This is a genomic window from Weissella cibaria (assembly GCF_004521965.1).
GTDB classification, from domain to species: domain Bacteria; phylum Bacillota; class Bacilli; order Lactobacillales; family Lactobacillaceae; genus Weissella; species Weissella cibaria_A.
The window spans coordinates 38,588-62,256 of sequence record NZ_SDGK01000032.1; the positions used below are offsets into that span (position 1 = coordinate 38,588).

The window sequence follows — 23,669 nt, forward strand, 5'->3', positions numbered from 1 at the left end:
AACCTTCGCATATTATACGATGTATGATATTGTATTTAGGTGATAAGAAATATTTTTGGGGGATATGTGATATGCGTAAGCGCGTTAAATTAGGGATGGTGTTGGTACCATTAGGGGCCGCAGTCATCGGTGGAACAGTCTTGTATGTGACTGATCATCAGGCAACAAAAGAGGCCGGGACGCCAACCTATCAGGTGGCAACGGTGAAACAGTCAACCTTTACGGTGGCTGGTAAGGTGGCACCAGTTGCTCAGCAACAATTAACGATTCCTGAGGGGAAAGTGCAACAATTGAACGTTGCCAATGGTGATACCGTCACCGCTGGTCAGGTGTTGCTAACGACTTTTTTGGATAAATCAATGGACTTGGCTGAGCAACAAGCAACCCTTGATAAGGGCAATCGGGTAGCGACAAGTGCGCAAAACACAATTAATCAATTGACACAGCAACTGCAACAGTTGCCTGCAGATGATCCAACACGGGCAGACTTGGACTCGCAATTGCGTGATGCAAAAAGCAATTTAGCTGATGCACAGGCGGATGTGCAAACGAGTCAGCAAGTATTACAGCGTGGACAAAATAGTCAGTACGGTCAGGTGACGGCCCCTTACGATGGACGAATTTCAGTAAGTTATGATCAGAGCGGTAAAGTACAATTGGCCATTACCGGTTCGGGACTACAAGCAACTGGTTTGGTTAGTGAGTACGACTACGACAAAGTCAAAGATCACCGCGATGTTGCCATTAAGGCTTTAGCAACGAAACACGAAGCAAAAACCACCCTTAATTTCTTATCGACCAATCCGGCGAAAGAAAGCAGTAAAAACATGGCGCGATACGCATTTACAACGGAAAACTTGGATGCGACGCAATTTATGAATGGCCAATCACTGACAATCACAGTGCCGCAAGATGGGATTCGGGTACCAATGGCGGCTGTTAAACACGGCCATGTATATCGCTATGTTGCGGGTAAGGCCCGTAAGACGCCAGTGACAACTGAAAAGCGGGATGGTTATTTAGTTGTCACGGCCGGCCTACAAGCTAAGGAACGCATTATTATGAACCCGGATAATAAGTTAAAAGATGCGGCACAGGTGGCGATTAGTGATTAATTTAAAAAATATCAATAAGTCGTATCGTCAAGGTGGCAATCAATTTCATGTCTTGCATGATATTAATTTGGCGATTGATGCTGGTGAATATGTCTCAATTATTGGCCAATCAGGATCAGGTAAGTCGACGTTAATTAACATTATTGGCTTTTTAGATGATCAATTTGAAGGTGAGTATCAATTTAATGACACACAAATTCAAACATTAAAACGAGCGGAATTAACGCCTTTCCGTAATGCCAGCGTGGGGTTTATTTTTCAAAATTTCAAGCTGATTCGGACGATGTCGGTGAGCGATAACATTGCCCTCCCCTTACTTTATGCCGGTGAAAAACGACGCCAAGTGCAGGCCCGGATTGATGAACAGTTAACACGGGTTGGGCTGCCTGACGTAGGTGATAAGCTCCCCACCGCCCTATCTGGTGGGCAACAACAGCGTGTGTCAATTGCGCGTGCGTTGGTTGCCAATCCAAGTTTTCTGATTGCGGACGAGCCAACAGGTGCATTAGATAGTCGGACCTCAGCCGAAATTATGCAACTCTTTAAAGAGTTGAACGACCAAGGCACAACGATTATCTTAGTCACACACGATCCTAATGTGGCCGCAGCAACGAAGCGGACGGTTGAAATTCTAGATGGTCGCATTATTGCAGATTCGGAGGTGTCATCATGAGATTTTCTGAATTAGTGAAGGCATCATGGCATGCCTTGATTGCTAATCCGAAGCGGAGTTTTTTAACCACTATCGGGATTATCATTGGCATTGCGTCAGTCGTCACGATTATGTCACTAGGTGCGGGTGTTAAAAAACAGATGCTACGGGATTTAGATACGACCCAAACCGGGCAACAAACGGCGGAGATTTACTACAATTCACGCGATATGTTTTTAAATGAACCGGGCTTTGACAATCGGGATGTCACTATGTTGATGGACGCTAATCTCAAGGGCGTTGCGAAGGTTGAAATTTTGCAACAAACGAAGAAAATTGGCATGACCGCGATTATTAATGATAGCCAGCAAGCGATGACGGCGGATTTGGTTAACAAGCCCGTTAAACAACCAATTGTTGCGGGTCAAAATTTGACGACTTACGATTTTGAAGTGAAGAATCCAGTTATGTTGATGTCGGATAAGTTAGCAACCAAGATGTATACGACGGCTGCGAATGCCGTCGGGACTTCGGTTACGGTCCAGCAAACAACGTATACGGTTATTGGGGTTTATCATAATAAAGTTGCCGATGCACGGTTGCCGAAGACCCTGTATCTTAACTCGAGTAATGGGAAGCAAGGTAATGGTATTAAGCTAACTTTTAAGTCTGGTGCTCAGGTAAGTCTGGGTGCTAAACAGGCCTTGCATCAACTGAAAAAATTAGGGAGTCATCATCGTGATGGTAGCTATGAGTATATTGATATGGGCAAGTTGCTGAAGGGAATTAGCAAATCGATTTCAGGAATCACCTATTTTGTGGCAGCAATTGCGGGCATTTCATTGTTCATTGCTGGGATTGGCGTGATGAATATGATGTACATTTCAGTTTCTGAACGAACACAAGAAATTGGTGTGCGCTTGGCGTTAGGGGCCACGCCTAAAAATATCATGATGCAATTCCTGCTAGAAGCGATTATTTTAACGGTTTCGGGTGGTGTCATTGGCCTAGTTATTGGTACTAGTGTGGCAGCTGTTGCATCGATGGCGATGCCGTTCAGAGCGATTGTCACCCCTGCTTCGGTCTCGTTAGCATTTGGTGTTTCCACAGCCGTTGGAATTGTGTTTGGCCTGTTACCAGCTAAGCAAGCAGCGAATAAGAACTTAATTGATATCTTGCGCTAGATACCTTGCAGCAATAACAAACTAATATGCAAAAAAACGCATCCGCTTAGCGCGAATGCGTTTTTTATGTTTAAACCTGATTAACTCTCGTTTTCAACGGCCTTAACCAATAGCTTGTTTGCCAAGGCAACCCCGGCAGGCAAGAACAATGGCATGACGATCAAACTCAAGAACGCCAATCCGATGATAACGACCGTAGCAACTTCGATTAACGATAAGACCCCTGATGGAATCAAGGCTGCGAACGTACCAGCCAAAATCAATGCGGCTGATAGTACCACAGCGCCGATAACACCGGCCGCTGTGACCATTCGCGTTGAGGCGTTTCCTTCAGCTTCACGGTAGCGCATCATGAGGAAGATTGAGTAATCAACTCCCAAGGCAACTAACATGATGAAACTAAAGAATGGCACATTCCATGACAATTCATTCGTGTCCATTACTTGGGCAATCAACAGTTGACCAAGGTGCAAAGCGGCACCGTATGAAAGTAATAGACCAAGCACAATCAAGATTGGCTTGATGAGTGAACGGGTGATGATAATCAACACTAACAAGATACCGGCCAACATGATGGCTGCAGTACGGATGAAGTCAGCTTGAGAAATCTTCTTCAAATCATCGTTACGAGCAGCCGTACCAGCAATCGCAACCTCTGAGCCAGCTAACTTCGTGCCGCGAAGCGCGTTGGTAGCAACCTTTTGGATGTTCTTTGAAACTGGCATTGCACGACGTGAGAATGGGTTTTCATTCATAATTACTTGTAATTGCAACGTCTTATGATCAGCTGACATATAACTCGTCAAAGCACTCTTGAACGTCTTACCCTTCAAGACCTCAGTTGGTACATAGAAGACTGAGGTTCCGGTGTTACTCAAATCAGACAAGTAAGTTGTGGCTGTGCCCAACCCCTTACCGATTTTGTTCAAGCCAGCTGAACCTTCAGACAAGCCACTTTGCAATTCCTTTGATTGGCTTTGCAAATCGCTAATGCCTTGGCTCAATTGTTGTTGACCTGATTGCAATGATGACAAACCAGATGTCAAAGCACCTGACTTGGTTGATACCTCACCGGCAGCAGATGAACCGCTGTCCAAGCTTGAGCTTAGTGTGCCGGCACCGGCTTGCATTTGGGTCAAAGCAGCTTGCAATTGGTGAACGCTGTCAGCGATTTGTGACAAACTACTGCTCAGTGATTCAGCTGATGTGACCATATCGTTGTTCATCGCACTGGCGTTGGCCAATGACTGTGAACTAGCCGTTAGTGAATCAATATTTGATTCAGCCGTTTGAATGGCTGATTGTACTTTACCGTTTTGGTTAACAGAGGCGTCACCATTCAAGGTGTCACGAATTGACGTGAAGCCTTGGTTGGCAGTGGCCAAAGCTGATTGCGCAGCGCCCAATGTGTCAGCTGTTTGACGTAAGTTAGCCGTCAAAGTTGGGACTGACGTATTTAAGGTATCAAGCGTCGTTGCCAAGCCGTTCACAACTGCAACCGCGTTTGACAAGTTAGTTGACAATTCAGCAGCGCTAGATTGACCTGATTGCATACCGCTTGTCAAAGTTGACAAAACACCCTGCAATTCTGAAGCGCCATTCGCCAAATCGTTGGTACTTGAAGTCAATGGCGCAGCGGCTGATGCTAATTGATCAGTGCTGTTAAGTTGACTTGAAGCATCTGTCAAAGACTTGCTGATGGTCTTCGTCCCAGTCTTGGCATCGTCTAGCTTGTCTGACAAGCTAGCGCTTTGTGATGCCGTGTAAAGTGACGTGATCTTTTCAGCCGTTGGACGGGTCGGACCGGCAACGCTGGCCACCCCATTCAAGTTATTGATTTGACCAGTTAGGTTATCAATAATCGCCAAAGCTTTGTTGTTGTTCATCGCCTTCTTTGAGTGAATGTACACAGTTGCAGGTGATGCATAACCGGCTGGATAGTGATCTTCAATCGTTTGGACGGCTGACTTTGAGTCATATACGTCAGAAACTTCCCACAAGTCGTTAAAGTTCAATGGCTTATTGTTTGTCACTGCTAATGGCACTGTCACCAACAAGACAGCCAAAATCGTTAGAATTGGCTTTCCAACCGCAAACGATGAAAACTTAGTCCAAAGCTTGCTGGTCTCAGGTTCGTTGAACTTCTTGCTTGGCCAGAACAAAGTCTTACCAAGTAACGACATGATGGCTGGATTCAATGTGCTCATCACGAATAACATGACCAACACACCAAGAGCGACGGCGCTAGTTGCCTTGTAAAGTTGGAAGTTTGCCAAACCAAGGGCGGCGAATCCAATCAATACGGCTGTACCACTGTAGAAAATCGTACGACCAGCTGTCTTGCGAGCAACTAAAGCGGCGGTAACTGGATCGTCATCGATACCCAATTGCTCACGGAAACGTGAGTACATCAGGATATTGTAGTCAGTTCCAATTCCAAATAGCACTACAACCAAGAATACTTGGGTGAACGTTGAGAATGGAAAATTGAAGCTTTGCACCAAATTTCCGACAACGCTCAATGAGACCAAGTAGCTAATGCCGACCGTCAATAATGAGGCGATTGGCACGATTGGTGAGCGGAATACCAAAATCAACACAACCAAAATAAAGATAATGGCAATGATTTCAGTACGCTTCACACCAGTCTGAGTTGTACTTGCGAAGTCATACGTGATCAAATCCTCACCAGTCAAACGAAGCTTCAACCCATCAGTTGATAGCGCATCAGTCAGGGAATTGGCCACTTCCTTGACGTTACCTTGTGACTTGTCGACACTGATTTGAACCAGCGTTGTCATACCGTCCTTCGAGTTTAGACGGTTAGCAACGGACTTGCTTGTCGCAAATGACGTCAGATTAGTGATGCCATATTGCTCCTCACGTAATTTCAAGTTCTCAAGGGTATCCTTAAGATCCTTTTTCTCTGCCTTGCTGATTTTCTTCCCATCTGATGACGTATAAACTGCGGTCAAATCGTAAGTTTGATCGCTTCCCCCGTTGTAGATGTTACTTAGGTCAGCAGATTTCGAAGTCTGTGATGACGCAGGTAAGGAGATTTGCCCCTTTGTTTGCGCCAAATCCGACATATTTGGCAAAAAGAGCACTGCGACGACCGCAATAATTGCCCAAATTGCTAAATACAAATATCGGATTTTCTTAAACCATTTCATGACAAAATCCTCGTATTCAATTGTATAAGTACACGTGTGATATAAAGTACACTAGATATATTTTAACATGTTACGTGTCTAAATTTAGGGATTATTTGCGAAAAACTAGGCCCAAATTAAGTACAATTAAAGGTAAAACAGTGCACTGGATTGGGGAGTAAATGACAATGGCAGAAATTAGTTTGGTCGCGACTGATTTAGATGGGACTTTTTAACGGACGTGAAGCGTTTTAATGAGGCCCATTTTGATCGCATTTTACAATTATTAGCGGCACAGGATGCGCGATTTATCGTGGATAGTGGTCGCACTGAAGAACAAATTGATAAACATTTTAAACGCTTTGCAGGGCGTTATAATTTAGTGGCTGATAACGGTGCGATTGTTAAGACTGCGGATGGTAAAACGTTGAAGGTGTCGGGGCTTGAAGTGCCAGAGGTCGCAACCATAATGCAAGTTGTGGCCCACTTGCCCTTCGATCCTCGGCAAGGTGCCCTGTTTACTGGGCGTCACGGCGTATATATATTGCGTGATCAAGGTCGGTTGAACTTAGCTCATCAATCACTAGTGTTGATGATGTTTGCACATGTTACGATGATTGATAGCCTGGCGGAAATTGATGAACTGATTTTAAAAGTAACGATTGACTATGCAGATTATCAGACTAATCATTTTATTCAAGCCGCGCAACAAGCATTGGGGTCAGCCGCCCACGTGACAACGTCTGGTTATGGGTCGGTTGATATGGTGGCACCAGATGTGAATAGAGCCAATGGTATTAAAGTGCTGGCAGATTATTACGACGTTACCGCTGATCAATTGTTGGTCGTGTTTGGTGACGGACTAAATGATGCGGAAATATTAGCTTTGGCAGCGCACCCATATGCATATTGAAACGCATTTTTGTATATAGTGTTAATTCGTACCATAAGTTTCATAGGCTGAGTTTGTGAACTTCACAAACTGGTTATACATAAATGTTAAGATGATGTTAGTAAGATTTACATTTTGTTCGCATATGAAAGTTAAGATTGGGGGCATATATGGCAGTTTTAACGTTTAATGTGGCACCAGATTCAGTCATCTGTGCGGTTTATGAAGAAGGCGGTTGTCGCGAACATGGGGTGTTTGAGGTGCCTGAAACTAAGGATGCGTTACTTTTACGAATGCAGCGTATGACCCGCCTATATGGCGCATTGTACGCATTAACTGGCATTGGCGTATCGCTGGGTAACGAGCAGGATGTGGTGGCAGAAGATCTCAAAATGACGTTACAGTTACCGGTGTTGGTGATGGCATGTGGGGATGAGACCGAACTTGCGCAGCGAACGTTAGCAGCCTTTTAGGGGGCGTTATTCCGTATTGTGAGAACATTCACTACAAAAGGTTTGAATTTTCTAAAGATACTAGTAAATAAAATCACAAAACAGTAATAACAAGGGTTTCCAGCGTTTTAAATCAAAAAACAACCGGTCTGCTTTTAGTCAGACAGGTTGTTTTTGATTACTTTTTCAGCTGATCCATGGCGTCATTCAGCAACTGATCGACGCGGATGTTTCCCGCACTCGTTGCGTGCCCCTTAACCCAAATAAATGCCAAGCGGTCTTGAACTTGCTGAACCAATTCGTAGACTTGTTGCCAAGCAGTTAGGTTTGCGATTTCACCGCTAGATTTGCGCCAACCGTTTGATTGCCAGTTGTACATCCAGTCGGTTACCGTATCTAAAACGTACTTTGAATCACTCACAATAGTTACCGGCTCGCTGACCTTGGTCATTTGAAGTAAGGCGTTAATCAAACCAAGAATTTCCATCTCGTTGTTTGTTCGCCCGAAAAAGGCACCGCTGTCAGTAAATACCGGCGTTTGCATATCATCACCACGATAAATTGCGATGGCCCAGGCTGCCTTGTCGGTGGGACGGACGTGACCACCCGCTACGTTACCAGTATTCCGACTACCGCCATCGGTAAAGATGTAGTAACGACTTGGCTCGGCGTTGAACTGACCATCATAGGCGGTTACGTATTGGCGCGCCGTATTGCCCGACGCCCCGGTTTGATCATCAAACCACGCTTGTGCCTCGGCACGCGTGGCAAATCCCTTATACTTTGGTGTTGGTTTGGTATGTGTATAGCGTTGTACCTCAGACCAAGGCTTGGTGTAAAGGCCTTCGAACTGATTGCCAACGATTGCATAGGTCTTCATGTTTTCTTCCCCGAATCTCAATTGTTATTTATTAATGATAGCGTAAATTAAGCATGAACGGTATTATTCAATTCTCATACTTATTCATGGGGAATTATGGATGTTTAACTATTATTTGACGTATCAGCCAGATGTACCAGCTGGTATTGGATTTGGCCAATTTTCGGGAACGCATCTCGCAGTATTAGGCGTACTGGCGATTGACATTTATCATTTGGTGCATCGCTATCAACGCTTGACGTTGGCCGGACGGCGCCATCAACGTTGGGGGATTGCGTTGGCGATTTGGACGATGGAATTATTTAAGGATATTTATTTAGCCACAACCGGACAGTAGGACCCTAATCTGTTGCCATTTCATATACGTGAGTTTGGGTTGATGATGGTTGCAATTGATGCTATCAAGCCAGATAAAACAATCCAGGCCATTTTGTACAGTTTGACAATTTGGGATGCCGTTTGTTTTGTGGGTCAATGCGCGTCTGCAGACGAATTTTTTCTTTTTAAATACAGCAGCACCGGGTTCGCCACTTGAACCATTGCAGCATATGTTTGGTCATGGGGCGTTGTATATTAGCGTGATTATCATGTTATTGGGTGTGCTGTGGATGGTGATGTATCTGCCATGGACCTTGGTACCAAGGCCTAAACCGATTTGGGCATAAACAACGTGATCATCGGGAGCAGCCTTTCGGAACGCGTTTAAAAACCGCAAATACGCAACTTTGAATCAGCGTATTTGCGGTTTTTAACTGTGGTGCATTAGAGCGGAATTTTTAAATCGGTTGCTGGTGTAATCAGGCGTGTTTTTTTAACAAAAATGACGGTCATTAGCCAGGCGGTTAGTACGGGCGCTATCAAGTAGGTTAAGCTAATGCGCCAAATTAAACCGTCATGGCCGGAAACTTGCCAAGCGGTTAGTGGTCCGATTAAACCTGAAGCCCCGAAACCCGCGGAGAAGGGCGTGCCTTGGATGTGCGCCAGTGTTGCGACGCCACCAGTAATACCAGCAGCTAGGATGACAGGAACGAATAGCAATGGCTTCTTTAAGAGATTGGCCATTTGGATTTTGGGTGAGCCAATCACATGGGCGATGGTACCACCAATTGGATTAACTGTAGCGCTCATCCAAGCTAACGTTAATGCACCAGCAACAATCCCTGCATTGGCGGCACCAGCCCCGATGCCTGCAAGATTGATCGCCGTGGCAATGCCAACCGATGATAGGGGCGACACGATTAGGGCAGCGAAAGCCATCCCTAAGATGATACCCATGGGAAGGGGTGAAAAATGTGTCGCACTGGCAGTTAGTGATCCGATAAACCCTTGAATAGTTAGCATCCAAGGTAAGGTAACGAGGCCAATACTCCCGCCAATTAAAAGCACGATGGTGGGCAAAAAAATTAATTTTAACTGGCCCAGTTTATCTTGGAGTAATAGTACTAAGCCCGCTGATAGATAGGTCACCAACATGACGTTTAGAATTGCGCCGGAACCAGCTAATGTATAGAGACCGTTGCTGTTGCTATGAACCACGCCACCGGAAACGACACTGGCTAGCGCAATCGCGGCGGATTCCAGGGTGCCGAGTCGTAAGAATGCGCCAACGGCGAAGGCCGAGATAATAGGCAACATGCTTTGGGCAACGTTGGTCATCATCGTAACGGTTGTCACCCAGGGATGTTGACCGAAGAAAGTCAGTAATTGACTGGTTAAAGCAGCGGGAATGAGCGCGATAACAATACCTAAGCTATTCCCGTTTAAGACGTTTAATGTGAAATCTTGTAAGCTGGATGTGTTTAGTCGAAATCGTTGTGTCATAGATTTTTCTCCATAGCTGATGGGTCAGGAAAACCGGCAATTTGTCGTCAAACAAATCGCCGGTTTGATTTGTTGATACTAATCATAAGGCCAAATGCCATAGTGTCAATGATTATTTGTAAGTGAATCACTGGTTAGCCAATGATAGTTTGTGATCGAGGTGCCCGATGACGCGCTGGTCGGCAATAGAAATAACAAGGCCTTGGAAGAAAAACGAGACCAAAGTTCCAATGTTTATGGCAACGATGTTACCAGTAATGGCCCACATGGCAAAGGAAATTACCATGGGAATGGCGAAGTTTACGATTTGTGCAACGCCTGCGTTCCCTTTAAAGAACATGAACCGAGTTAGGTTTGTTAGATCATCGAGGGGATGCAAAATAAACTGCAAACGTTGGGTGATTGAAACGCCACACCCAACGAAAATAATGGCAATGATGTCGATAATTAGTCGCCAGAGCATTGGGAGTTGTCCAACCCCGTGCGCTGTAAAGAATGATGAGACCAGACCAATAATGACACTAAAGGCCAAGAGAAAGGTGAGGTTACCAAGCACACGAGGCCAATCGATAGATTTTAGGAGCAGACAACTTAAAATAGCCGCGATAAAACCATAAGAGAATAAAAATAAGCTGATTGACCAACCTGTGGCGTTTGATAGATTGGCTGCGGAGGCGGTCCATGGCGCTGAACCCATGTTTGTAGCCACGGTTAAGCCGTTGCCGACCGCATTAAATAGTAACCCGACGATAAAAAAACGAGCCGTTTCCCAGCTTGTTAAAGTTCGTTTTTGTCCATTTTCGTTATACATAGTCATAACCCTCTAATATCATTGTAGCAAGATGCCATATACAAATATATGCTAATGAGGATTTTTCAGTACCCGATTTCTGCTGTACAATGTTACAATTATGTTTATTTTTCAGGGCGTTCAACCCGATCAGATTACTGGATTTCAACGATTATTAACACCAATCGTGATTCTCGTGGTGCTATTTGGTTTGGCAATTATCTTGCAGATTTGGCATTGATTGTGCGCCGAGTTCGCGATACCGGGGTAAAGCATCTGGTTATTTGGGCAATCTTGGCCATCATATTTAATATTGTTGGATTTATCTTTGCATTAATTCCAACGGATCAATTTAAAAATTAATTGTTCGGAAAAATCGAGATAATGTTCGTTTTTAGTGGTCGTTTTTGGCCTCTTTTTTATTAATGTTAATGAAACCTTTGTATTGAACCGGTTAACGTGCGATAATAGTTAAGTTGTTTTTTAGGAAAAATTGCATATAAAAAAGGAGTTATGCTTCATGATTGAACGCTACTTCAAGTTGTCTGAGTTAGGGACATCGTTACGGACGGAATTTGTGGCCGGCCTAACGACATTTGTCTCGATGTCCTACATCTTATTCGTTAACCCATCTGTTTTGGGTGCAGCGGGGATGGATAAAGGGGCTGTCTTCACGGCAACTGGATTGATTGCGGCGATTGCAACGATCTTTATGGGCGCAGTTGCGCGCTATCCTTTCGCCATTGCACCTGGTTTGGGTGTGAACGCCTTCTTTGCTTACAGTGTGGTAATCGGAATGGGCGTTAGATGGCAAACGGCATTGGCTGGGGTGTTTGTGGCTGGTGTTATTTTCTGGATTTTGACGGTACTCCGAATTCGCGAAACCATCATTAATGCCATTCCGGCAGATTTGAAGGCGGCGATTGCTGGTGGAATTGGTCTGTTCATCGCGATGATTGGTATGGTTGATGGTGGGATTATTTCTGCTAACAAGTCAACAATCATTGGTTGGGGTGACTGGAGTAATCCGCAAGTAATGTTGACGATTTTTGGTGTCTTGGTCAGTTTTGCTTTGTTTGCACGTAAGATTCCTGGCGCAATTTTCATTGGAATTGCTATCACGTCAGTGGCAGGTTTGTTAACGGGCTTGATTCATGCCCCATCAGCATTGGTAGCTGGTGTGCCAAGCTTGAAGCCAACGTTTGGTCAAGCAATCTTTGGCTTGCAGGATGTCTTTACGTTCCAAATGGTGCCGGTTATTCTAACGTTCTTGTTGGTTGCATTCTTTGATACAGCCGGTTCATTGGTTGGAATTGCCCGCTCAGGTGGATTCTTGGTGAACAACGAATTGCCACGTGCTGGTAAGGCGTTGATGGCCGATTCAATTGGTATGTTGGGTGGTGCCTTGCTTGGTACATCACCAACAACCGCTTTCGTTGAATCGTCAACTGGAATCGCAGTTGGTGGACGCAGTGGCTTAACGTCAGTATTTACCGGGATTTTCTTCCTATTGGCGTTGTTCTTCTCACCATTGCTAGTCGTGGTGACGTCACACGTGACAGCACCAGCGTTGATCGTTGTTGGTGTGTTGATGGCTGCTAACCTTGCAGCTGTTAACTGGGAAGATTTCCCGATTGCAGCATCAGCCTTCTTGACGGTGATTGGGATGCCATTGGCTTACTCAATTTCTGATGGAATCGCCATTGGCTTTATTGTTTACCCATTCTTGATGTTGGTAACTGGCCGTGGTAAGAAGGTTCACCCAATCATGTATGCCCTTGCGGTAATATTCATTGGGTTCGTTTACGTCTTACAAACAAATCATTAATAAGGTTTCACGTGAAACAAAGATAGCCTTCATCGCATATTGCGACGAGGGTTTTTCTTCGCAATTTTACGTCGGTCCCGCGGTATCATTTTGTTATTGGCCGATATAATGGACACCTGTGGCTTTCCTGTTACGACAACGTTATTTTTTGGAAAATCGGTTATTATGATGGTAATGAGAATTGAGTATGAGACAGTGGGGAGTCTCGGTAGTGAGAAAGTGAGTGTTGGAACATGCAGTGGATGATTGAGAAAAAAGACCGCCAAAAAGTTGCACTGTTAGAATATTTGATGCAACGACCGGAGTTACGATTATCGATTAAGATGGTCCAAGAGGCGTTTGATTGTTCAAAATATATTGCGTTAACGACAATTCGTGACTTAGTGGCGGATTTGGCAACTTTTTATCCGGATCTTAAGCCGTTCGTGACATTGTCTGACGATGAAAAGAGGTTGGTGTTAAACCGTGAACGCAATTATGATGCTACGATGTTCCGCCTTAATTATTTGCGAAAGTTAATTCCATGGCTATTAATGAAAGAATTGTTTGATGAAACCATGTATTCATATGATGATTTTGCAGTGCGTAATCTCACAACTGTATCGACAACGCATAATGCAAAACTTGAACTAGACGATTATTTCGCAGGACATGGTGTTGTGATTACACCTGACTATACGTTGGCTGGTAATGAATCGGAAGTCCGCACAATGTATTTCCGCATTTTTCAACTATATTTTGCAGACCGCGCGTTTCCATTTGAAAACAGTGATGAGCAACTGATTAATCGTATCTTGGATGAAGTGATTCGTTATATTAAACCTGATAATGAGCGCTTACGTAAGACCAAGCGCATTGCGATTCGGTTTACGATTGCGATTTGATTAGGTCGATTGCAACATGGTCATGTTATTTCGAATGATGATGTAGATGCCTGTTTGTTGCCTAATGATCAATTGCATGAGCAACAGCGTCAGTTGACCCAGTATGTTGAACAACTGGTGAAACGACATTTCCCGACGTTAACGGCTGAAGATGCCCGTCGTGAGGGACACTATGTTGTTATGGGATTTTTCAGTATTGGTGTCGGTGTTGAAATGAAGCGACGTGAAAACATGACGTCGCTGTTTATGAGTATGCTGGCAGCGTTTATTCAAATTGTTGATACGCATTATAATAAATTATTCAATACGCATCTAACCACGTTTGAACAGGATTTTTTTTGAAGTGTTCTTTGAATTAATGGCGGCGGTAACAAGCCCAACACCGGATGAAAGTCGTAATCGTGTGCGATTTGATGCAGCGTATGAGCAGTTCCCACTGATGGCAGAATTGGCTTTGGATGTTATTGATGATGTTGCTGAACGGCGTAATCTTGATATTACGTTAGCTCGTGGCGCATTCTTTGAAGTATTATATACAGGTTTTGCGTCAATTTTTGATATGGATCAGGTATTCCCAAAGATTAAGGTGGCGTTGGATATCAACTATCAGATTGGGTTGGAGTCGATTTTGACGGATTTGATTTTAGGAATGCGAGCTATGAATATTGAAATATCAGAATACATTGATGATGATATGGATATTTTGATTTCGAATATTAATAATTCAAAGATTCCGGCTGAAAACACCTTTATTTGGACGTCAATGCCCATGTCATTAGAATTTGAGCAATTACGACGTCGTATGAATATCGTGAAAGCTGATAAGTTTGAAAAGACGTGCGGTATTAAATTAAGATACGAAGTGCGATAGCCAAAAATTAGAAAATAGAATGCGGTGCGACGAGGTTCTCGCACCGCATTTTTAGTATATTTTAACGAGGAAAAACAGTGGCTAGTGCAGTACTGCGCATGAGTAAATGATTGTAAAATGGCGTGATGTTAAAACGTTTAACCGTTGTGAAGGCTGTTGGGTAGCATTTGTTTGTTTTTTAAAAAGGGTAAAAAACTGTATGCACGAAAAGTAACTAGCTCTTATGATAATAAATGTAATAGAAATAATACGTGTAAGAGAAAGAGAAGCGGCGTGGTTGTCTGACGACGGGAAAACGTTAAACACAAACGCGTTTCACTTTATAGGGAACAAAAAACGACTTGGGGTGTTTTGGACAACCATGGTTATCATCTGGGGTAACATGCTCAAGGCGGGTGTTTGACGATTTGCGGTCGTTTATCTGCAATAGACGACTACGCTGAATCATTAGGGACTTTTTCTTACCCAATACTCTCTCTAAAAATAAAAACAGGATGCTACGACATCCTGTTTTTATTTTGTTCACCGACTTAAGTTGTTAAGTACATTCAAAACGGGTTGGAACGAAGCGAGTGTGTGGTAACGATCACCAATCAAAACACCATCGTAGCCAATCGCGTTGGCAATTGGTGAACCAAATTCGTCCATGTGACCACCTAAAATTAATTGGTAATCAATGGCTGGGTAATGCGTCGTCATGAATTCACGAATTTTATTGTGAACGTCGCGAATTTCATCAATTGAGTATAGTGCACGCCCCATTTCGGTTGATGCAAGTGATTCGTAAGCAATAATAATTGGCTTCGTAATTGGTTGATCTTTCAACAAGATATCAAGCTCTTCAGTGACCAATTCTAAATTACTGTATTGACCAACTGAAATAATTGGCTTGATATCATTTTCCAACGCATTTTCCAGACGTTTGCGTACAATTAGAAGGCCTTCGTTCAAAGACTTACGACGTTCCAAGTGGCCGATGAAACTGGTTGAAATGTGCAGGTGGTGGAGCACGCTAGGCGATATTTCGCCGACCGTGCGCTCTTTAATGGTCAAGTTTTGACTGATGATTTCAAAATCCTCAAAATCATTGGGCACAGGCAAAGTTGGTGAAATTTTAAGATCGACCTGGACGTCAGCATGGCTCAAATCTTCGAGAAATTGCAACTGTTCTTCAAAGTCAACTAAGTTTTTAAAATTTAGGACGGCTAACATAATTTATTCCCCCATTAAGCTTCATTTCATATAGTAATTAATAGCTTTGTGAGCAGTATACCGCATATTTCAAATTAAATAATGTGAAAACATCTTGTGATTGGCGAATGCTTTAGTAAATCCGTGAAAAATGCGCCAAAACATGGTTTAATTTAAGTCTGGGGGAATCAGAAATGAAATTGTATCATGTCAAACTGATTTTAAAAGGCGTCTCAATTTTTGGGATATTACTAACGATATGGGCAGTATTCAAACTTTATCAAATGGGGGCTTTTAGCGATTCGAAAGTCTTGATTAATTTGTTAAAGGGATATGGCATTTGGGCGCCGTTAATCTTTATCTTAATTCAAATTATCCAAGTGGTTATTCCGATTTTACCAGGTGGCGTTTCGCTGGCCGCTGGGGTGGTGATGTTTGGCCCATGGTGGGGATTCTTATACAACTATATCGGAATTGTGCTCGGATCACTCGCGTTATTCTGGCTTGGACGTCGCTTTGGTCATCGGATTATTGATGTTTTTGTTAGTGAGCAGACCTTGCAAAAATACATGCATAAATTAGATTCAAAAGGTTGGCATATCACTTTCGCGTTATTGATTTTTTCACCGATTGCGCCAGACGATACGCTAGTTTTGTTAACGAGTTTAACGAAAATGACGTGGCGTGAATTTACACTAATAATCGTGCTTGGTAAACCAGTGTCAATTTTTGCATATAGTTTAGCGATGCTCTATGGTGCAGATTGGTTAATGCGAATAGTTGGTAGTTAAGGTCAGTAAAACGATTTGAATTGTAAAGAATGTTACGCTAAAATCCTGAACGTTTCACGCACTTAAAGGTTATTACGTTCGTTCGTATGGGGACGAAGAGCCAATTAAATAAGAACTTGTACGAGTTTAAACTGTTACCCCCGTAAAACGATTGTTTTACGGGGGTTTATGTTACATTTCAATGTTTGCTAAATGGTTAAAATTTCTTGATAATAGATAAGTTGAGTTTTTTACTTGGAGGAGATTGTGTCATGACACATCACGAACATGCAGATAGTCAACTAACGACAGGACGCATGGCAGTCGCACTCGTCCCAGCGATGATTCTTTCCGCTGGGTTGACGTCATTAATGGCTGCAAAAGCTTATGAAATTATTCGACTAGCAAACGCTAATGGACAGGTTTTAGAGGAAGAGAGCCGCAAGCATGATTAATCGTATCTTTACGTACTTGAAAGGGGACGTGATGTTTACGGCTAGTCTGGTGCTAGCGGTCGTCACGTCATTTTTTAACACACCTGATTTTGGGGCTGTTAATTGGCATACCATTTTCAGTTTGGCAACGATGATGATTTGGGTTGGCTTGTTGGAACGGGCTGGCGTATTGCACGCTGTGTCAGTTTGGCTGGTTAGTCGTAGCCACCATGCCCGCACGTTGATGACTAGTGTGACATTCTTGTCGTTCTTCGGGGCGATGATTTTGTCAAACGACATTGCGATTCTAACATTGATGCCAATTTATCTACGTTTGGCCAAGGATTTATCAGCAAGATTGAAAGTCATTGGATCAACATTGATTATCATGGCAGCTAACTCGGGTGCCATCCTATTCCCATTTGGAAAGTCTCAGAATTTGTACATGTATGGGTTCTACCACGTTTCCGTGGGTGAATTCTTCAAGTGGTCGGCTAGTTTGACGATCGTTTCATTGATTTTGATGTTTATCATCACACGGTTTGTTCGTGCCACGCCGTTGGATATCAATTTGCGACCAGCGAATAAGGTTGATAATGGTCGATTGGTTTTCTTGGGCATTACGGGATTGATTTTGGTTGCCACCATCTTTGGTTGGACTCCCTTCAATGTTGTTATTCCGCTTATTTTGATTGCTTTTCTGATTTACCGTCATGATATGTTAAAGTTGGTCGATTATGGTCTACTCGCAACGTTCTTATTCTTCTTTATTGCCACGAATAACTTGGCACATATCGAAGCGGTACGTAACTTAATCGGGACGTTGTTTGATACGAAGAGTCACGTACTGTTTGGCACATTCTTCTTGAGTCAATTTATCTCAAATGTGCCATCGACGATTTTGATTTCAACGTTTACTGATCATGCACGTGAATTGTTCATCGGTTCTAATATCGGTGGATTGGGAACGGTTGTTGCGTCAATGGCCAATTTGATTGGTTATCGTGTCTTCCGTCAAATCGAACCAGATTCATCAGTAACGTTTATGAAGTTGTTCATGGTTGTTAACTTCGTTATGGCCGCCATCTTGTTGGTCATCTTCGGGTTGTAATAAAAAATAAAAACTGCTCATTGCATGATTGCGATGAGCAGTTTTTGTTTAGACGGAAACAATTTTGTATAATGGGATTTAGGTAATTGGGATGACAAATCGAGAAGAGTTATTTATGACAGCCTATATGGACGTTGTTAAAAAATTTATACAATTGAATCGACGTGCGGTAACGACGCAGTTTCAAGATTATAAACATGCTGAGGTTGAAATCGTGGTGTTGGTTGGACAATTGGATCAGGCCAATGTAATGGAATTAGCGGAATCGACGGGGATGACGCGTGGCGGTGTGACAAAATTGATGAACAAGCTAGTTGAGAAGGACTTGGTGGCAGCGTTTCAAAAGCCAGCTAATAAGAAAGAACGCTATTTTCGCCTAACGGAATCCGGTGAGGAACTTAACCGGCGTCACGAAACCTTGCATAATGATATTTATGCGCGGGATGAAGCCATTTTTGCAACGCTTTCTGACACCGAATTAAACCAAATGTTGGCCTTTGCGTAGACGCTAACAGACCACTTTGATGAACGATTACAACAAGATAAGGATTAAGAGTCACGGTTCTGATGAGGACCGTGACTTATTTTTTATGTTCTTTTTGTTGACAAGGAAACAAAATTCGGTCGATGACTTAAGAATTTATTATAATGAGGTTTTATACATGACAAATGCAACAGAACTCCCCCGCATGGCTATCCGGATATCGTGGGTACTAGTGCTTGGTGCAATGGACGGTGACAGGGTTTATCCTGGCCATGGGCGCTACGGTCCATTTTTCAAGTTGGTTACTTGATCGTTTTTCAGGCAAGTCAGTTTATTTCTGGTCCAAGGATTTGCGGTTGGGCTATTAATGCCGGTCATGTTTACGCTGCTTGTCGATATCTTCGGTGGCGATAAAATGGGCCGTGTGATGTCAATTGTTGGGTTGCCGATAACACTGGGACCGATGGCTGGGCCAATCATTGGTGGTTTGATCGTCCAGTATGTGTCATGGCGTTAGATGTTCTTTATCAATGTGCCTATTGTATTGCTCGCGGCCTGGGCGTTGCATAAGTTCGTACCAGTGATTGCACCTAAGAATCCAGCAGCTAAGTTCGACGGTGTCGGAGTCACGTTATTAATCGCGGCATCGTCAACGATTGTGTACGGCATTGTGCAAGCCAGTGAAGCTGGTATGTTTATGAACAGTACAACGATGGGCTGGTTGGAATCGGATCACTCTTGGCAGGTGCTTATGTTGTTTATGCGCTACGTAGGCCAAATATCGCAGTAATGCCACTTCGCTTATTCAAGCACCGCAATTTCACAGGCGCGATGATTGCTGATGCTTTGGTAGGTTTCATTACGAGTGGACCAATGATTTTGCTACCACTGTATTTCCAAGACGTTCGTGGCGAAAGTATTGTCCTTGCAGCTGTTGTGCTGATTCCACAAAGCATTGGGATGCTCGTTTCACGTGGAACAATCGGTCATTTGATCGACACGTTGGGTGCCCGCTGGGTGGTATTAATTGGTGCCACAATATCAGTGGCTAGCACATTGCCGTTCGTCTATTTCACGACCCATTCAGCTTATTGGTTAATCGCTGTCGTGGTATTTGTACGCGGTAGCGGTGGTGCTACTGTTAGATCAGCCATCCAAGCTGATGCTTAGGCATTGACCGTGCTGATTCATCACAAGCATCACTGGGCTCAAAGTTGTTTGAGAAAGTTGGTTCGGCCTTTGGCTCAGCTGTTTTAGCGACGGTGATTGCGAGTTATGTGACGGTACATCATTTGACCAAAACGGTACAACTGGTTGGTGCTTATCACGAAGGCTTTTTCTATGCGACTATCTTTGCACTATTGATTATTTTGCCAGCGATGATGCTAACGAATCGCGTGGCAAAGTATTAAAAACAGCCCCAAATCTGACGAATACAGATTTGGGGCTGTTAGTTTTGGAATTTATTCGCTTCTGGCAGGAAGTTCGAGGGATGCTTCAGCTACTACGTGGCCAACTAGATCTTTACGGAGTTCGTTATAGAAAAATCCCGGTTGTAAGTCGAATGTTGTATCCACGGCATAGACCGTCAATGTATAATCGTGAGTCTGGTCAGGAGGCATAGGGCCAACATATGATTGTGTGATTTCAGGATTACCATCTTTCATCACACTGTACATTGAATTTGTACCTGGTACGTACGTGATGTCGGCGTGTGCTAAATTTTCTGGCACATCGCTAATTGGAAGGTTTGCAGCAACCCAATGAATCCATGGGAAACCACCAACTGGAATGGCGTCATAATCGATAACATCAACTGCTAGTGATTGGGCATCGGCAGGAATATCGGTAATCGCAATTGGAAAGTTAACGACTGGCATGTCTTCTTTACGATATTCAGCGGGTGCAAATTTAGCATACTTATCTGGCAACAAACCGTTGTCATCAAAGGAAACAGAGATATTCATAATCATTGTCCTCCAGAGTCTTTTGATGTAAGTGTAGCATACGAATTGTGAATTGCGGGTTGACGCCGATTATATTTTCAATTAAGCTATAATCACATATTAATACGATAACCTATCAAGAGTTCGGTGAGTGATACCACACGATGACCCGACAGCAACCTACAGCGATGCAAGGTGCTCCACTGGTAACGGATAGGTGCTAATGATAACGGCACCTACTGGTTTTGGGTGTCGTTTTTTTATGTAAATTTTTATTGGATGGTATCGAAAAGATGCAAGTTAATGGTGAAGTGACGACGGTGAAGTTGATAATGGCGATTGACCAGATGGGGACAGGCAAACATGGACTATACGGCAGTATTAGCCGAAGTCTATGGGTGAATGAACTATGGGAACGTGCCCACCGTGGTGACCAATTGGCTAGTCATTATGTGGCGACACACGAGCAGACATTTGACCGGTTTGATGAAGCACCACAAGTCTCGGCACTTGAACAGGCAGCACGTGAGTTAACGACTTCTTTAAAGAAATTGGCTGAGTTGCAGGGAAAGGTTGATGCACAACGGCGCTATTTGGAAGAGACGTTTGGTGTCGAGGAGTTACAACAAGCGCTAACTAACAATTAAAGATGATTTGACTAGTCTGGTTGCCTGAGACGATGCCGATTAGTTTTTAGAAGGATCAGACTATTAGATATAGGTTTGATTTTTTGTTTCAACGACAAATAGTTTCGCAAGCTTTGCTTATACTGATGTCATCAAGTAAAGCGAGGTAATAATTATGGATACCGAAGCAGTAGCATTTGTTGGCAATTTAATAACGGGGCCATTTGGTGATGACGACTGGTTTGAGGTAACAGACTATGCGTCATTTTTAACGGATGCAATGGCAACCCGGGCACGATTGATGGTTAATCATCCCAAGGAGACGCTATCGGGTTTGGATATTGTGTTGGTTGGTTACCAAAAACAATTCATGCCAGCGTACGTATCTGTTTTGAAAGCAGCGAGTGCGATTGTCCAGATTGTTGATGATTCAGACAGTGCGTTGTTTAACGATGAAAGGTCCTTTATGGCCGGGAATTCAGCGGCATTAACACTCGCACTGTATTTCTTCAGCTTAGATAAAACGTTCCAACGGGCACAACAATGGCAAGACAAAACAGCTGATACTGAAATTATGCTGTCGGCATATCAAACGCCAGTTAACGTGTTACTGGATGTCGAAGAATGGTGGTTACATCGCTTTTAACGACAAATAGTGTCGCGTGATTTTTGTAGTATATGGTTATACAAGAGGAAAGAGGTCAGATAAGATGGCAAAGAATAATGCAGTCGAAAAGTTGGTTAAGTTAGGTGAATATGAGGCGGAACCCATGGTACCAGGGGCTTGGGTGGCCGTTGTTTGGTAATGATCAAATGGCTGCACTACGCAAGTTGCCAATATTCAATGAATTAATTGCTGATGAAACGCCAACCGTTCAGCAGTTGAATGAGCAGAAGGAAACGGGTATTTTTGGTGCTCGTGAAAAGGCGATTCGCCAAGTGGTTGGGGATGTACCGGTGAATGTTTTAGACCGGTTGGTGCTTATTGAAGAATTAGTCAGTCAAGAGTTTGAGTTATGTAATGAATACATTGGCGCACGTGATGATTATGAAGATGATGAAGATGTGCAAGAAATTCTGGATAAATTGGCGATCATCATGAAGCAACGTATGGAGTTAACGATTTAAAGGTACAACGCCTAAGCAAAAACACCCGCCAAGAATGACGGGTGTTTCGCTAGTTTTGATATTGGGTGAGCATTTGATTGATTTCTTGCATCACCGCGTCACGTAACGATGGTGGTGAGACCACTGTTACGCGGGCGCCTTGGCTGAGATCCCACATTTTAAAGCCGGCATCAGTCACTGCAGGAATGCGAATTCGAGTGGGGATATCTGTGGTTCCTTCACGTTTAATTTTGGCGTTCGGGAACTTATCTAGAGCGGCCGATACTAACCCAATGTAGTCGAATTCGACTTGAATCGGCTTGCCGATTTGCATGAGGTTGTTCGTTTGACTAATAGCGCCTTCTTCGAGACGTTCGCCATATGGATAAGCAATATGGTGACTTTCTGGCTCAATGCTATCAAAGCGATCGGGACGATAGTAAGCGTCACGTTCAGCGTGGTGCTCCGTTGCTTAAAATGGGATGATGACATAGAAATAGTACGTATCAAACAGCAAACCGGTAGGGAGTCCGAATAATTTCTTCTCCCCACCTTGTGCATTGGTATAGGTAAACGCAATCGTTTGTTTGGTGTCGATATAACCGCTAATGGCACAGATTAATTTGGTCAAATCTTTATAATGGGCGACCGGTGTGTACGCGAGCTGTTCATTGCGTAATGTAGTGTGGATTTGATCGGCTTCGTCGGTGCTCATCATGCCAAGAATGATGGCTATGAGTTGTTCCATCTCATCCGTATTGAATGCGCGACTGGCTAGAACAAGCTTTGCTAGCGTGAGCGCTGCTGGGCTGTCAAAAGTGTTTTTGCGGGTGATTGCGATGGATTTTATTTTTGATCGGCTACTAATTCGGCCGGGTAATGCACAGTGCCAAGTGCTTCTCGAATGTTACTGATATCGCGTTGCACTGATCGGATGCTGACGTCATTTTCAATTGCCCATTGTTCGGGAATTACATCTTCACCGGACATTAATTTTAGAGTGAGATGAAGGGGTCGACTGATGTTATTTTTACTCATTGGATTATGATCCTTTTTATTGGATTTATATTTGTACAGGGTGCTTTATTTTAGACGATATGCACACCGTAAATAGAACTGGCTGTTTATGGGGCGTGCGCGTAATTCCTGTATGATAGTAGATTGACTTTGTAATGAATTGTGTAGTTATCTTTTGATGATGGGAGAGGCTTTTGTGGCATATTTATTCATGATGATATTGTTTTTATATATTGGGAATAAACAAAAGGGTTATATTGCGGGTGCGTTTTACATTATATCCTTAGTGGCTTTTGTCAAGGGGTTTACAATTCATCCGATGCTGTTTGGAATTATTACAGCTGTTTTTGTGGTATTAATTATCATTGGTATGAATGATGGTGAAGCAAAAAGAAAAAAAGAATTTAACCCGGATTATTCATGCACTAAATTTTTAACCACAGCTAAATCAGTAAAATACGA

At 43.4% G+C, this 23,669-nt stretch carries 33 protein-coding genes; 25 read left to right on the plus strand and 8 right to left on the minus strand.

Going from position 1 to position 23,669, the window contains the following annotated elements:
• Positions 1 to 71: 71 nt before the first annotated feature.
• From EST42_RS05120 to EST42_RS05130, 3 genes are read left to right on the plus strand one after another with little or no spacing between them, the layout of a single operon-like run.
• A complete protein-coding gene (locus tag EST42_RS05120; RefSeq protein WP_134644504.1) occupies positions 72 to 1,115 on the plus strand; it encodes an efflux RND transporter periplasmic adaptor subunit in 1,044 nt (347 codons plus the stop codon).
• On the plus strand, positions 1,108 to 1,788 hold the full coding sequence (locus EST42_RS05125; protein ID WP_134644505.1) for an ABC transporter ATP-binding protein: 681 nt from the start codon (positions 1,108 to 1,110) through the stop codon (positions 1,786 to 1,788). The genes EST42_RS05120 and EST42_RS05125 overlap by 8 nt, the downstream gene beginning before the upstream one ends.
• Positions 1,785 to 2,951 (plus strand): ABC transporter permease, encoded by a 1,167-nt coding sequence (locus EST42_RS05130; protein WP_134644506.1) that lies wholly within the window; start codon positions 1,785 to 1,787, stop codon positions 2,949 to 2,951. The genes EST42_RS05125 and EST42_RS05130 overlap by 4 nt, the downstream gene beginning before the upstream one ends.
• A gap of 80 nt (positions 2,952 to 3,031) precedes the next feature.
• On the opposite strand, the gene EST42_RS05135 is transcribed toward EST42_RS05130, so the two are convergent.
• Positions 3,032 to 6,124, minus strand: a complete 3,093-nt coding sequence (locus EST42_RS05135) for an MMPL family transporter (protein WP_134644507.1) — start codon at positions 6,122 to 6,124, stop codon at positions 3,032 to 3,034.
• Between the two features lie 220 nt (positions 6,125 to 6,344).
• On the opposite strand from EST42_RS05135, the gene EST42_RS05140 reads away from it, so the two are divergent.
• Both EST42_RS05140 and EST42_RS05145 read left to right on the plus strand, forming a co-directional pair.
• Entirely contained in the window at positions 6,345 to 7,016 is a 672-nt protein-coding gene (locus EST42_RS05140; RefSeq protein WP_245150390.1) for an HAD hydrolase family protein, read from the plus strand.
• Positions 7,017 to 7,165: 149 nt separating this feature from the next.
• Positions 7,166 to 7,468 carry a hypothetical protein gene (locus EST42_RS05145; RefSeq protein WP_134644508.1) on the plus strand — a complete coding sequence of 101 codons (303 nt, stop codon included), beginning with the start codon at positions 7,166 to 7,168 and terminating at the stop codon, positions 7,466 to 7,468.
• A gap of 157 nt (positions 7,469 to 7,625) precedes the next feature.
• Here the strand turns inward: EST42_RS05145 and EST42_RS05150 are convergent, their stop codons facing one another.
• Positions 7,626 to 8,327: a ribonuclease H family protein gene (locus EST42_RS05150; RefSeq protein ID WP_134644509.1), complete on the minus strand. Its 702-nt coding sequence runs from the start codon at positions 8,325 to 8,327 to the stop codon at positions 7,626 to 7,628.
• 100 nt (positions 8,328 to 8,427) lie between these two features.
• Between EST42_RS05150 and EST42_RS11065 the strand changes: the two genes are divergently transcribed.
• Together EST42_RS11065 and EST42_RS11070 are read left to right on the plus strand one after the other, a co-directional pair.
• Positions 8,428 to 8,664: a hypothetical protein gene (locus EST42_RS11065; protein WP_245150391.1), complete on the plus strand. Its 237-nt coding sequence runs from the start codon at positions 8,428 to 8,430 to the stop codon at positions 8,662 to 8,664.
• Positions 8,665 to 8,779: 115 nt separating this feature from the next.
• A complete protein-coding gene (locus EST42_RS11070; RefSeq protein ID WP_245150392.1) occupies positions 8,780 to 8,992 on the plus strand; it encodes a TMEM164 family acyltransferase in 213 nt (70 codons plus the stop codon).
• Positions 8,993 to 9,089: 97 nt separating this feature from the next.
• On the opposite strand, the gene EST42_RS05160 is transcribed toward EST42_RS11070, so the two are convergent.
• On the minus strand, positions 9,090 to 10,148 hold the full coding sequence (locus EST42_RS05160) for a PTS sugar transporter subunit IIC (RefSeq protein WP_134644510.1): 1,059 nt from the start codon (positions 10,146 to 10,148) through the stop codon (positions 9,090 to 9,092).
• A gap of 127 nt (positions 10,149 to 10,275) precedes the next feature.
• Positions 10,276 to 10,959 carry a DUF6198 family protein gene (locus tag EST42_RS05165; protein WP_134644511.1) on the minus strand — a complete coding sequence of 228 codons (684 nt, stop codon included), beginning with the start codon at positions 10,957 to 10,959 and terminating at the stop codon, positions 10,276 to 10,278.
• Between the two features lie 54 nt (positions 10,960 to 11,013).
• Here EST42_RS05165 and EST42_RS05170 point away from each other — a divergent pair, with 54 nt between their 5' ends.
• From EST42_RS05170 to EST42_RS11085, 5 genes are all read left to right on the plus strand, one after another.
• Positions 11,014 to 11,301 (plus strand): DUF805 domain-containing protein, encoded by a 288-nt coding sequence (locus tag EST42_RS05170; protein WP_245150393.1) that lies wholly within the window; start codon positions 11,014 to 11,016, stop codon positions 11,299 to 11,301.
• 157 nt (positions 11,302 to 11,458) lie between these two features.
• Positions 11,459 to 12,766 carry an NCS2 family permease gene (locus tag EST42_RS05175; protein ID WP_134644512.1) on the plus strand — a complete coding sequence of 436 codons (1,308 nt, stop codon included), beginning with the start codon at positions 11,459 to 11,461 and terminating at the stop codon, positions 12,764 to 12,766.
• Positions 12,767 to 12,999: 233 nt separating this feature from the next.
• Entirely contained in the window at positions 13,000 to 13,650 is a 651-nt protein-coding gene (locus EST42_RS11075) for a hypothetical protein (RefSeq protein ID WP_245150394.1), read from the plus strand.
• 57 nt (positions 13,651 to 13,707) lie between these two features.
• Positions 13,708 to 13,992 (plus strand): hypothetical protein, encoded by a 285-nt coding sequence (locus EST42_RS11080; protein WP_245150395.1) that lies wholly within the window; start codon positions 13,708 to 13,710, stop codon positions 13,990 to 13,992.
• 1 nt (position 13,993) lies between these two features.
• On the plus strand, positions 13,994 to 14,521 hold the full coding sequence (locus tag EST42_RS11085; RefSeq protein ID WP_245150396.1) for a hypothetical protein: 528 nt from the start codon (positions 13,994 to 13,996) through the stop codon (positions 14,519 to 14,521).
• A gap of 522 nt (positions 14,522 to 15,043) precedes the next feature.
• On the opposite strand, the gene EST42_RS05185 is transcribed toward EST42_RS11085, so the two are convergent.
• A complete protein-coding gene (locus EST42_RS05185) occupies positions 15,044 to 15,733 on the minus strand; it encodes a triose-phosphate isomerase (protein WP_134644513.1) in 690 nt (229 codons plus the stop codon).
• Positions 15,734 to 15,906: 173 nt separating this feature from the next.
• Between EST42_RS05185 and EST42_RS05190 the strand changes: the two genes are divergently transcribed.
• The 9 genes from EST42_RS05190 (at position 15,907) to EST42_RS11105 (ending at position 19,923) form a co-directional block, all read left to right on the plus strand.
• Complete coding sequence (locus EST42_RS05190; RefSeq protein ID WP_134644514.1) at positions 15,907 to 16,503, plus strand: TVP38/TMEM64 family protein; 597 nt, start codon at positions 15,907 to 15,909, stop codon at positions 16,501 to 16,503.
• Positions 16,504 to 16,754: 251 nt separating this feature from the next.
• On the plus strand, positions 16,755 to 16,937 hold the full coding sequence (locus tag EST42_RS05195) for a hypothetical protein (RefSeq protein ID WP_134644515.1): 183 nt from the start codon (positions 16,755 to 16,757) through the stop codon (positions 16,935 to 16,937).
• The gene (locus tag EST42_RS05200; RefSeq protein WP_134644516.1) at positions 16,930 to 18,027 is read left to right on the plus strand and encodes an SLC13 family permease; all 1,098 of its coding nucleotides are present in this window, start codon (positions 16,930 to 16,932) and stop codon (positions 18,025 to 18,027) included. Before EST42_RS05195 ends, EST42_RS05200 begins: the two co-directional genes overlap by 8 nt.
• A 115-nt stretch (positions 18,028 to 18,142) precedes the next feature.
• Entirely contained in the window at positions 18,143 to 18,532 is a 390-nt protein-coding gene (locus EST42_RS05205; RefSeq protein WP_245150397.1) for a MarR family winged helix-turn-helix transcriptional regulator, read from the plus strand.
• Between the two features lie 157 nt (positions 18,533 to 18,689).
• Complete coding sequence (locus EST42_RS11395) at positions 18,690 to 18,821, plus strand: hypothetical protein (RefSeq protein ID WP_280633874.1); 132 nt, start codon at positions 18,690 to 18,692, stop codon at positions 18,819 to 18,821.
• A gap of 57 nt (positions 18,822 to 18,878) precedes the next feature.
• Complete coding sequence (locus EST42_RS11090; RefSeq protein WP_245150398.1) at positions 18,879 to 19,028, plus strand: MFS transporter; 150 nt, start codon at positions 18,879 to 18,881, stop codon at positions 19,026 to 19,028.
• Complete coding sequence (locus EST42_RS11095; protein WP_245150399.1) at positions 19,029 to 19,301, plus strand: hypothetical protein; 273 nt, start codon at positions 19,029 to 19,031, stop codon at positions 19,299 to 19,301.
• The gene (locus EST42_RS11100; RefSeq protein ID WP_245150400.1) at positions 19,301 to 19,681 is read left to right on the plus strand and encodes an MFS transporter; all 381 of its coding nucleotides are present in this window, start codon (positions 19,301 to 19,303) and stop codon (positions 19,679 to 19,681) included. Before EST42_RS11095 ends, EST42_RS11100 begins: the two co-directional genes overlap by 1 nt.
• 44 nt (positions 19,682 to 19,725) lie before the next feature.
• Positions 19,726 to 19,923 carry a hypothetical protein gene (locus tag EST42_RS11105; RefSeq protein WP_245150401.1) on the plus strand — a complete coding sequence of 66 codons (198 nt, stop codon included), beginning with the start codon at positions 19,726 to 19,728 and terminating at the stop codon, positions 19,921 to 19,923.
• Between the two features lie 51 nt (positions 19,924 to 19,974).
• Here the strand turns inward: EST42_RS11105 and EST42_RS05215 are convergent, their stop codons facing one another.
• On the minus strand, positions 19,975 to 20,478 hold the full coding sequence (locus tag EST42_RS05215) for a YbhB/YbcL family Raf kinase inhibitor-like protein (RefSeq protein WP_134644518.1): 504 nt from the start codon (positions 20,476 to 20,478) through the stop codon (positions 19,975 to 19,977).
• Between the two features lie 272 nt (positions 20,479 to 20,750).
• On the opposite strand from EST42_RS05215, the gene EST42_RS05220 reads away from it, so the two are divergent.
• From EST42_RS05220 to EST42_RS05230, 3 genes are all read left to right on the plus strand, one after another.
• Complete coding sequence (locus tag EST42_RS05220) at positions 20,751 to 21,104, plus strand: hypothetical protein (protein ID WP_134644519.1); 354 nt, start codon at positions 20,751 to 20,753, stop codon at positions 21,102 to 21,104.
• 154 nt (positions 21,105 to 21,258) lie between these two features.
• Positions 21,259 to 21,729: a hypothetical protein gene (locus EST42_RS05225; protein ID WP_134644520.1), complete on the plus strand. Its 471-nt coding sequence runs from the start codon at positions 21,259 to 21,261 to the stop codon at positions 21,727 to 21,729.
• A 167-nt stretch (positions 21,730 to 21,896) separates the two neighbouring features.
• On the plus strand, positions 21,897 to 22,211 hold the full coding sequence (locus EST42_RS05230; RefSeq protein ID WP_134644521.1) for a hypothetical protein: 315 nt from the start codon (positions 21,897 to 21,899) through the stop codon (positions 22,209 to 22,211).
• Between the two features lie 49 nt (positions 22,212 to 22,260).
• Here the strand turns inward: EST42_RS05230 and EST42_RS05235 are convergent, their stop codons facing one another.
• Both EST42_RS05235 and EST42_RS05240 read right to left on the minus strand, forming a co-directional pair.
• Complete coding sequence (locus EST42_RS05235) at positions 22,261 to 22,524, minus strand: WYL domain-containing protein (RefSeq protein WP_134644522.1); 264 nt, start codon at positions 22,522 to 22,524, stop codon at positions 22,261 to 22,263.
• A gap of 138 nt (positions 22,525 to 22,662) precedes the next feature.
• Positions 22,663 to 22,938, minus strand: coding sequence for a hypothetical protein (locus EST42_RS05240; protein WP_134644523.1), 276 nt, complete (start codon positions 22,936 to 22,938; stop codon positions 22,663 to 22,665).
• Positions 22,939 to 23,403: 465 nt separating this feature from the next.
• Between EST42_RS05240 and EST42_RS05245 the strand changes: the two genes are divergently transcribed.
• A partial coding sequence (locus EST42_RS05245; protein WP_134644524.1) for a hypothetical protein occupies positions 23,404 to 23,669 on the plus strand: 266 nt, incomplete at its 3' end.

Coding starts and splice junctions, on each gene's coding strand:
- EST42_RS05120 (WP_134644504.1), top strand. CDS start 72: ATGCGTAAGCGCGTTAAATTAGGGATGGTGTTGGTACCATTAGGGGCC.
- EST42_RS05130 (WP_134644506.1), top strand. CDS start 1,785: ATGAGATTTTCTGAATTAGTGAAGGCATCATGGCATGCCTTGATTGCT.
- EST42_RS05135 (WP_134644507.1), bottom strand. CDS start 6,124: ATGAAATGGTTTAAGAAAATCCGATATTTGTATTTAGCAATTTGGGCA.
- EST42_RS05145 (WP_134644508.1), top strand. CDS start 7,166: ATGGCAGTTTTAACGTTTAATGTGGCACCAGATTCAGTCATCTGTGCG.
- EST42_RS05150 (WP_134644509.1), bottom strand. CDS start 8,327: ATGAAGACCTATGCAATCGTTGGCAATCAGTTCGAAGGCCTTTACACC.
- EST42_RS11065 (WP_245150391.1), top strand. CDS start 8,428: ATGTTTAACTATTATTTGACGTATCAGCCAGATGTACCAGCTGGTATT.
- EST42_RS11070 (WP_245150392.1), top strand. CDS start 8,780: ATGCCGTTTGTTTTGTGGGTCAATGCGCGTCTGCAGACGAATTTTTTC.
- EST42_RS05160 (WP_134644510.1), bottom strand. CDS start 10,148: ATGACACAACGATTTCGACTAAACACATCCAGCTTACAAGATTTCACA.
- EST42_RS05165 (WP_134644511.1), bottom strand. CDS start 10,959: ATGTATAACGAAAATGGACAAAAACGAACTTTAACAAGCTGGGAAACG.
- EST42_RS05170 (WP_245150393.1), top strand. CDS start 11,014: ATGAGGATTTTTCAGTACCCGATTTCTGCTGTACAATGTTACAATTAT.
- EST42_RS05175 (WP_134644512.1), top strand. CDS start 11,459: ATGATTGAACGCTACTTCAAGTTGTCTGAGTTAGGGACATCGTTACGG.
- EST42_RS11075 (WP_245150394.1), top strand. CDS start 13,000: ATGCAGTGGATGATTGAGAAAAAAGACCGCCAAAAAGTTGCACTGTTA.
- EST42_RS05185 (WP_134644513.1), bottom strand. CDS start 15,733: ATGTTAGCCGTCCTAAATTTTAAAAACTTAGTTGACTTTGAAGAACAG.
- EST42_RS05190 (WP_134644514.1), top strand. CDS start 15,907: ATGAAATTGTATCATGTCAAACTGATTTTAAAAGGCGTCTCAATTTTT.
- EST42_RS05195 (WP_134644515.1), top strand. CDS start 16,755: ATGACACATCACGAACATGCAGATAGTCAACTAACGACAGGACGCATG.
- EST42_RS05200 (WP_134644516.1), top strand. CDS start 16,930: ATGATTAATCGTATCTTTACGTACTTGAAAGGGGACGTGATGTTTACG.
- EST42_RS05205 (WP_245150397.1), top strand. CDS start 18,143: ATGACAGCCTATATGGACGTTGTTAAAAAATTTATACAATTGAATCGA.
- EST42_RS11395 (WP_280633874.1), top strand. CDS start 18,690: ATGACAAATGCAACAGAACTCCCCCGCATGGCTATCCGGATATCGTGG.
- EST42_RS11090 (WP_245150398.1), top strand. CDS start 18,879: ATGCCGGTCATGTTTACGCTGCTTGTCGATATCTTCGGTGGCGATAAA.
- EST42_RS11095 (WP_245150399.1), top strand. CDS start 19,029: ATGTTCTTTATCAATGTGCCTATTGTATTGCTCGCGGCCTGGGCGTTG.
- EST42_RS11100 (WP_245150400.1), top strand. CDS start 19,301: ATGCCACTTCGCTTATTCAAGCACCGCAATTTCACAGGCGCGATGATT.
- EST42_RS05215 (WP_134644518.1), bottom strand. CDS start 20,478: ATGAATATCTCTGTTTCCTTTGATGACAACGGTTTGTTGCCAGATAAG.
- EST42_RS05220 (WP_134644519.1), top strand. CDS start 20,751: ATGCAAGTTAATGGTGAAGTGACGACGGTGAAGTTGATAATGGCGATT.
- EST42_RS05225 (WP_134644520.1), top strand. CDS start 21,259: ATGGATACCGAAGCAGTAGCATTTGTTGGCAATTTAATAACGGGGCCA.
- EST42_RS05230 (WP_134644521.1), top strand. CDS start 21,897: ATGGCTGCACTACGCAAGTTGCCAATATTCAATGAATTAATTGCTGAT.
- EST42_RS05235 (WP_134644522.1), bottom strand. CDS start 22,524: ATGCAAATCGGCAAGCCGATTCAAGTCGAATTCGACTACATTGGGTTA.
- EST42_RS05240 (WP_134644523.1), bottom strand. CDS start 22,938: ATGGAACAACTCATAGCCATCATTCTTGGCATGATGAGCACCGACGAA.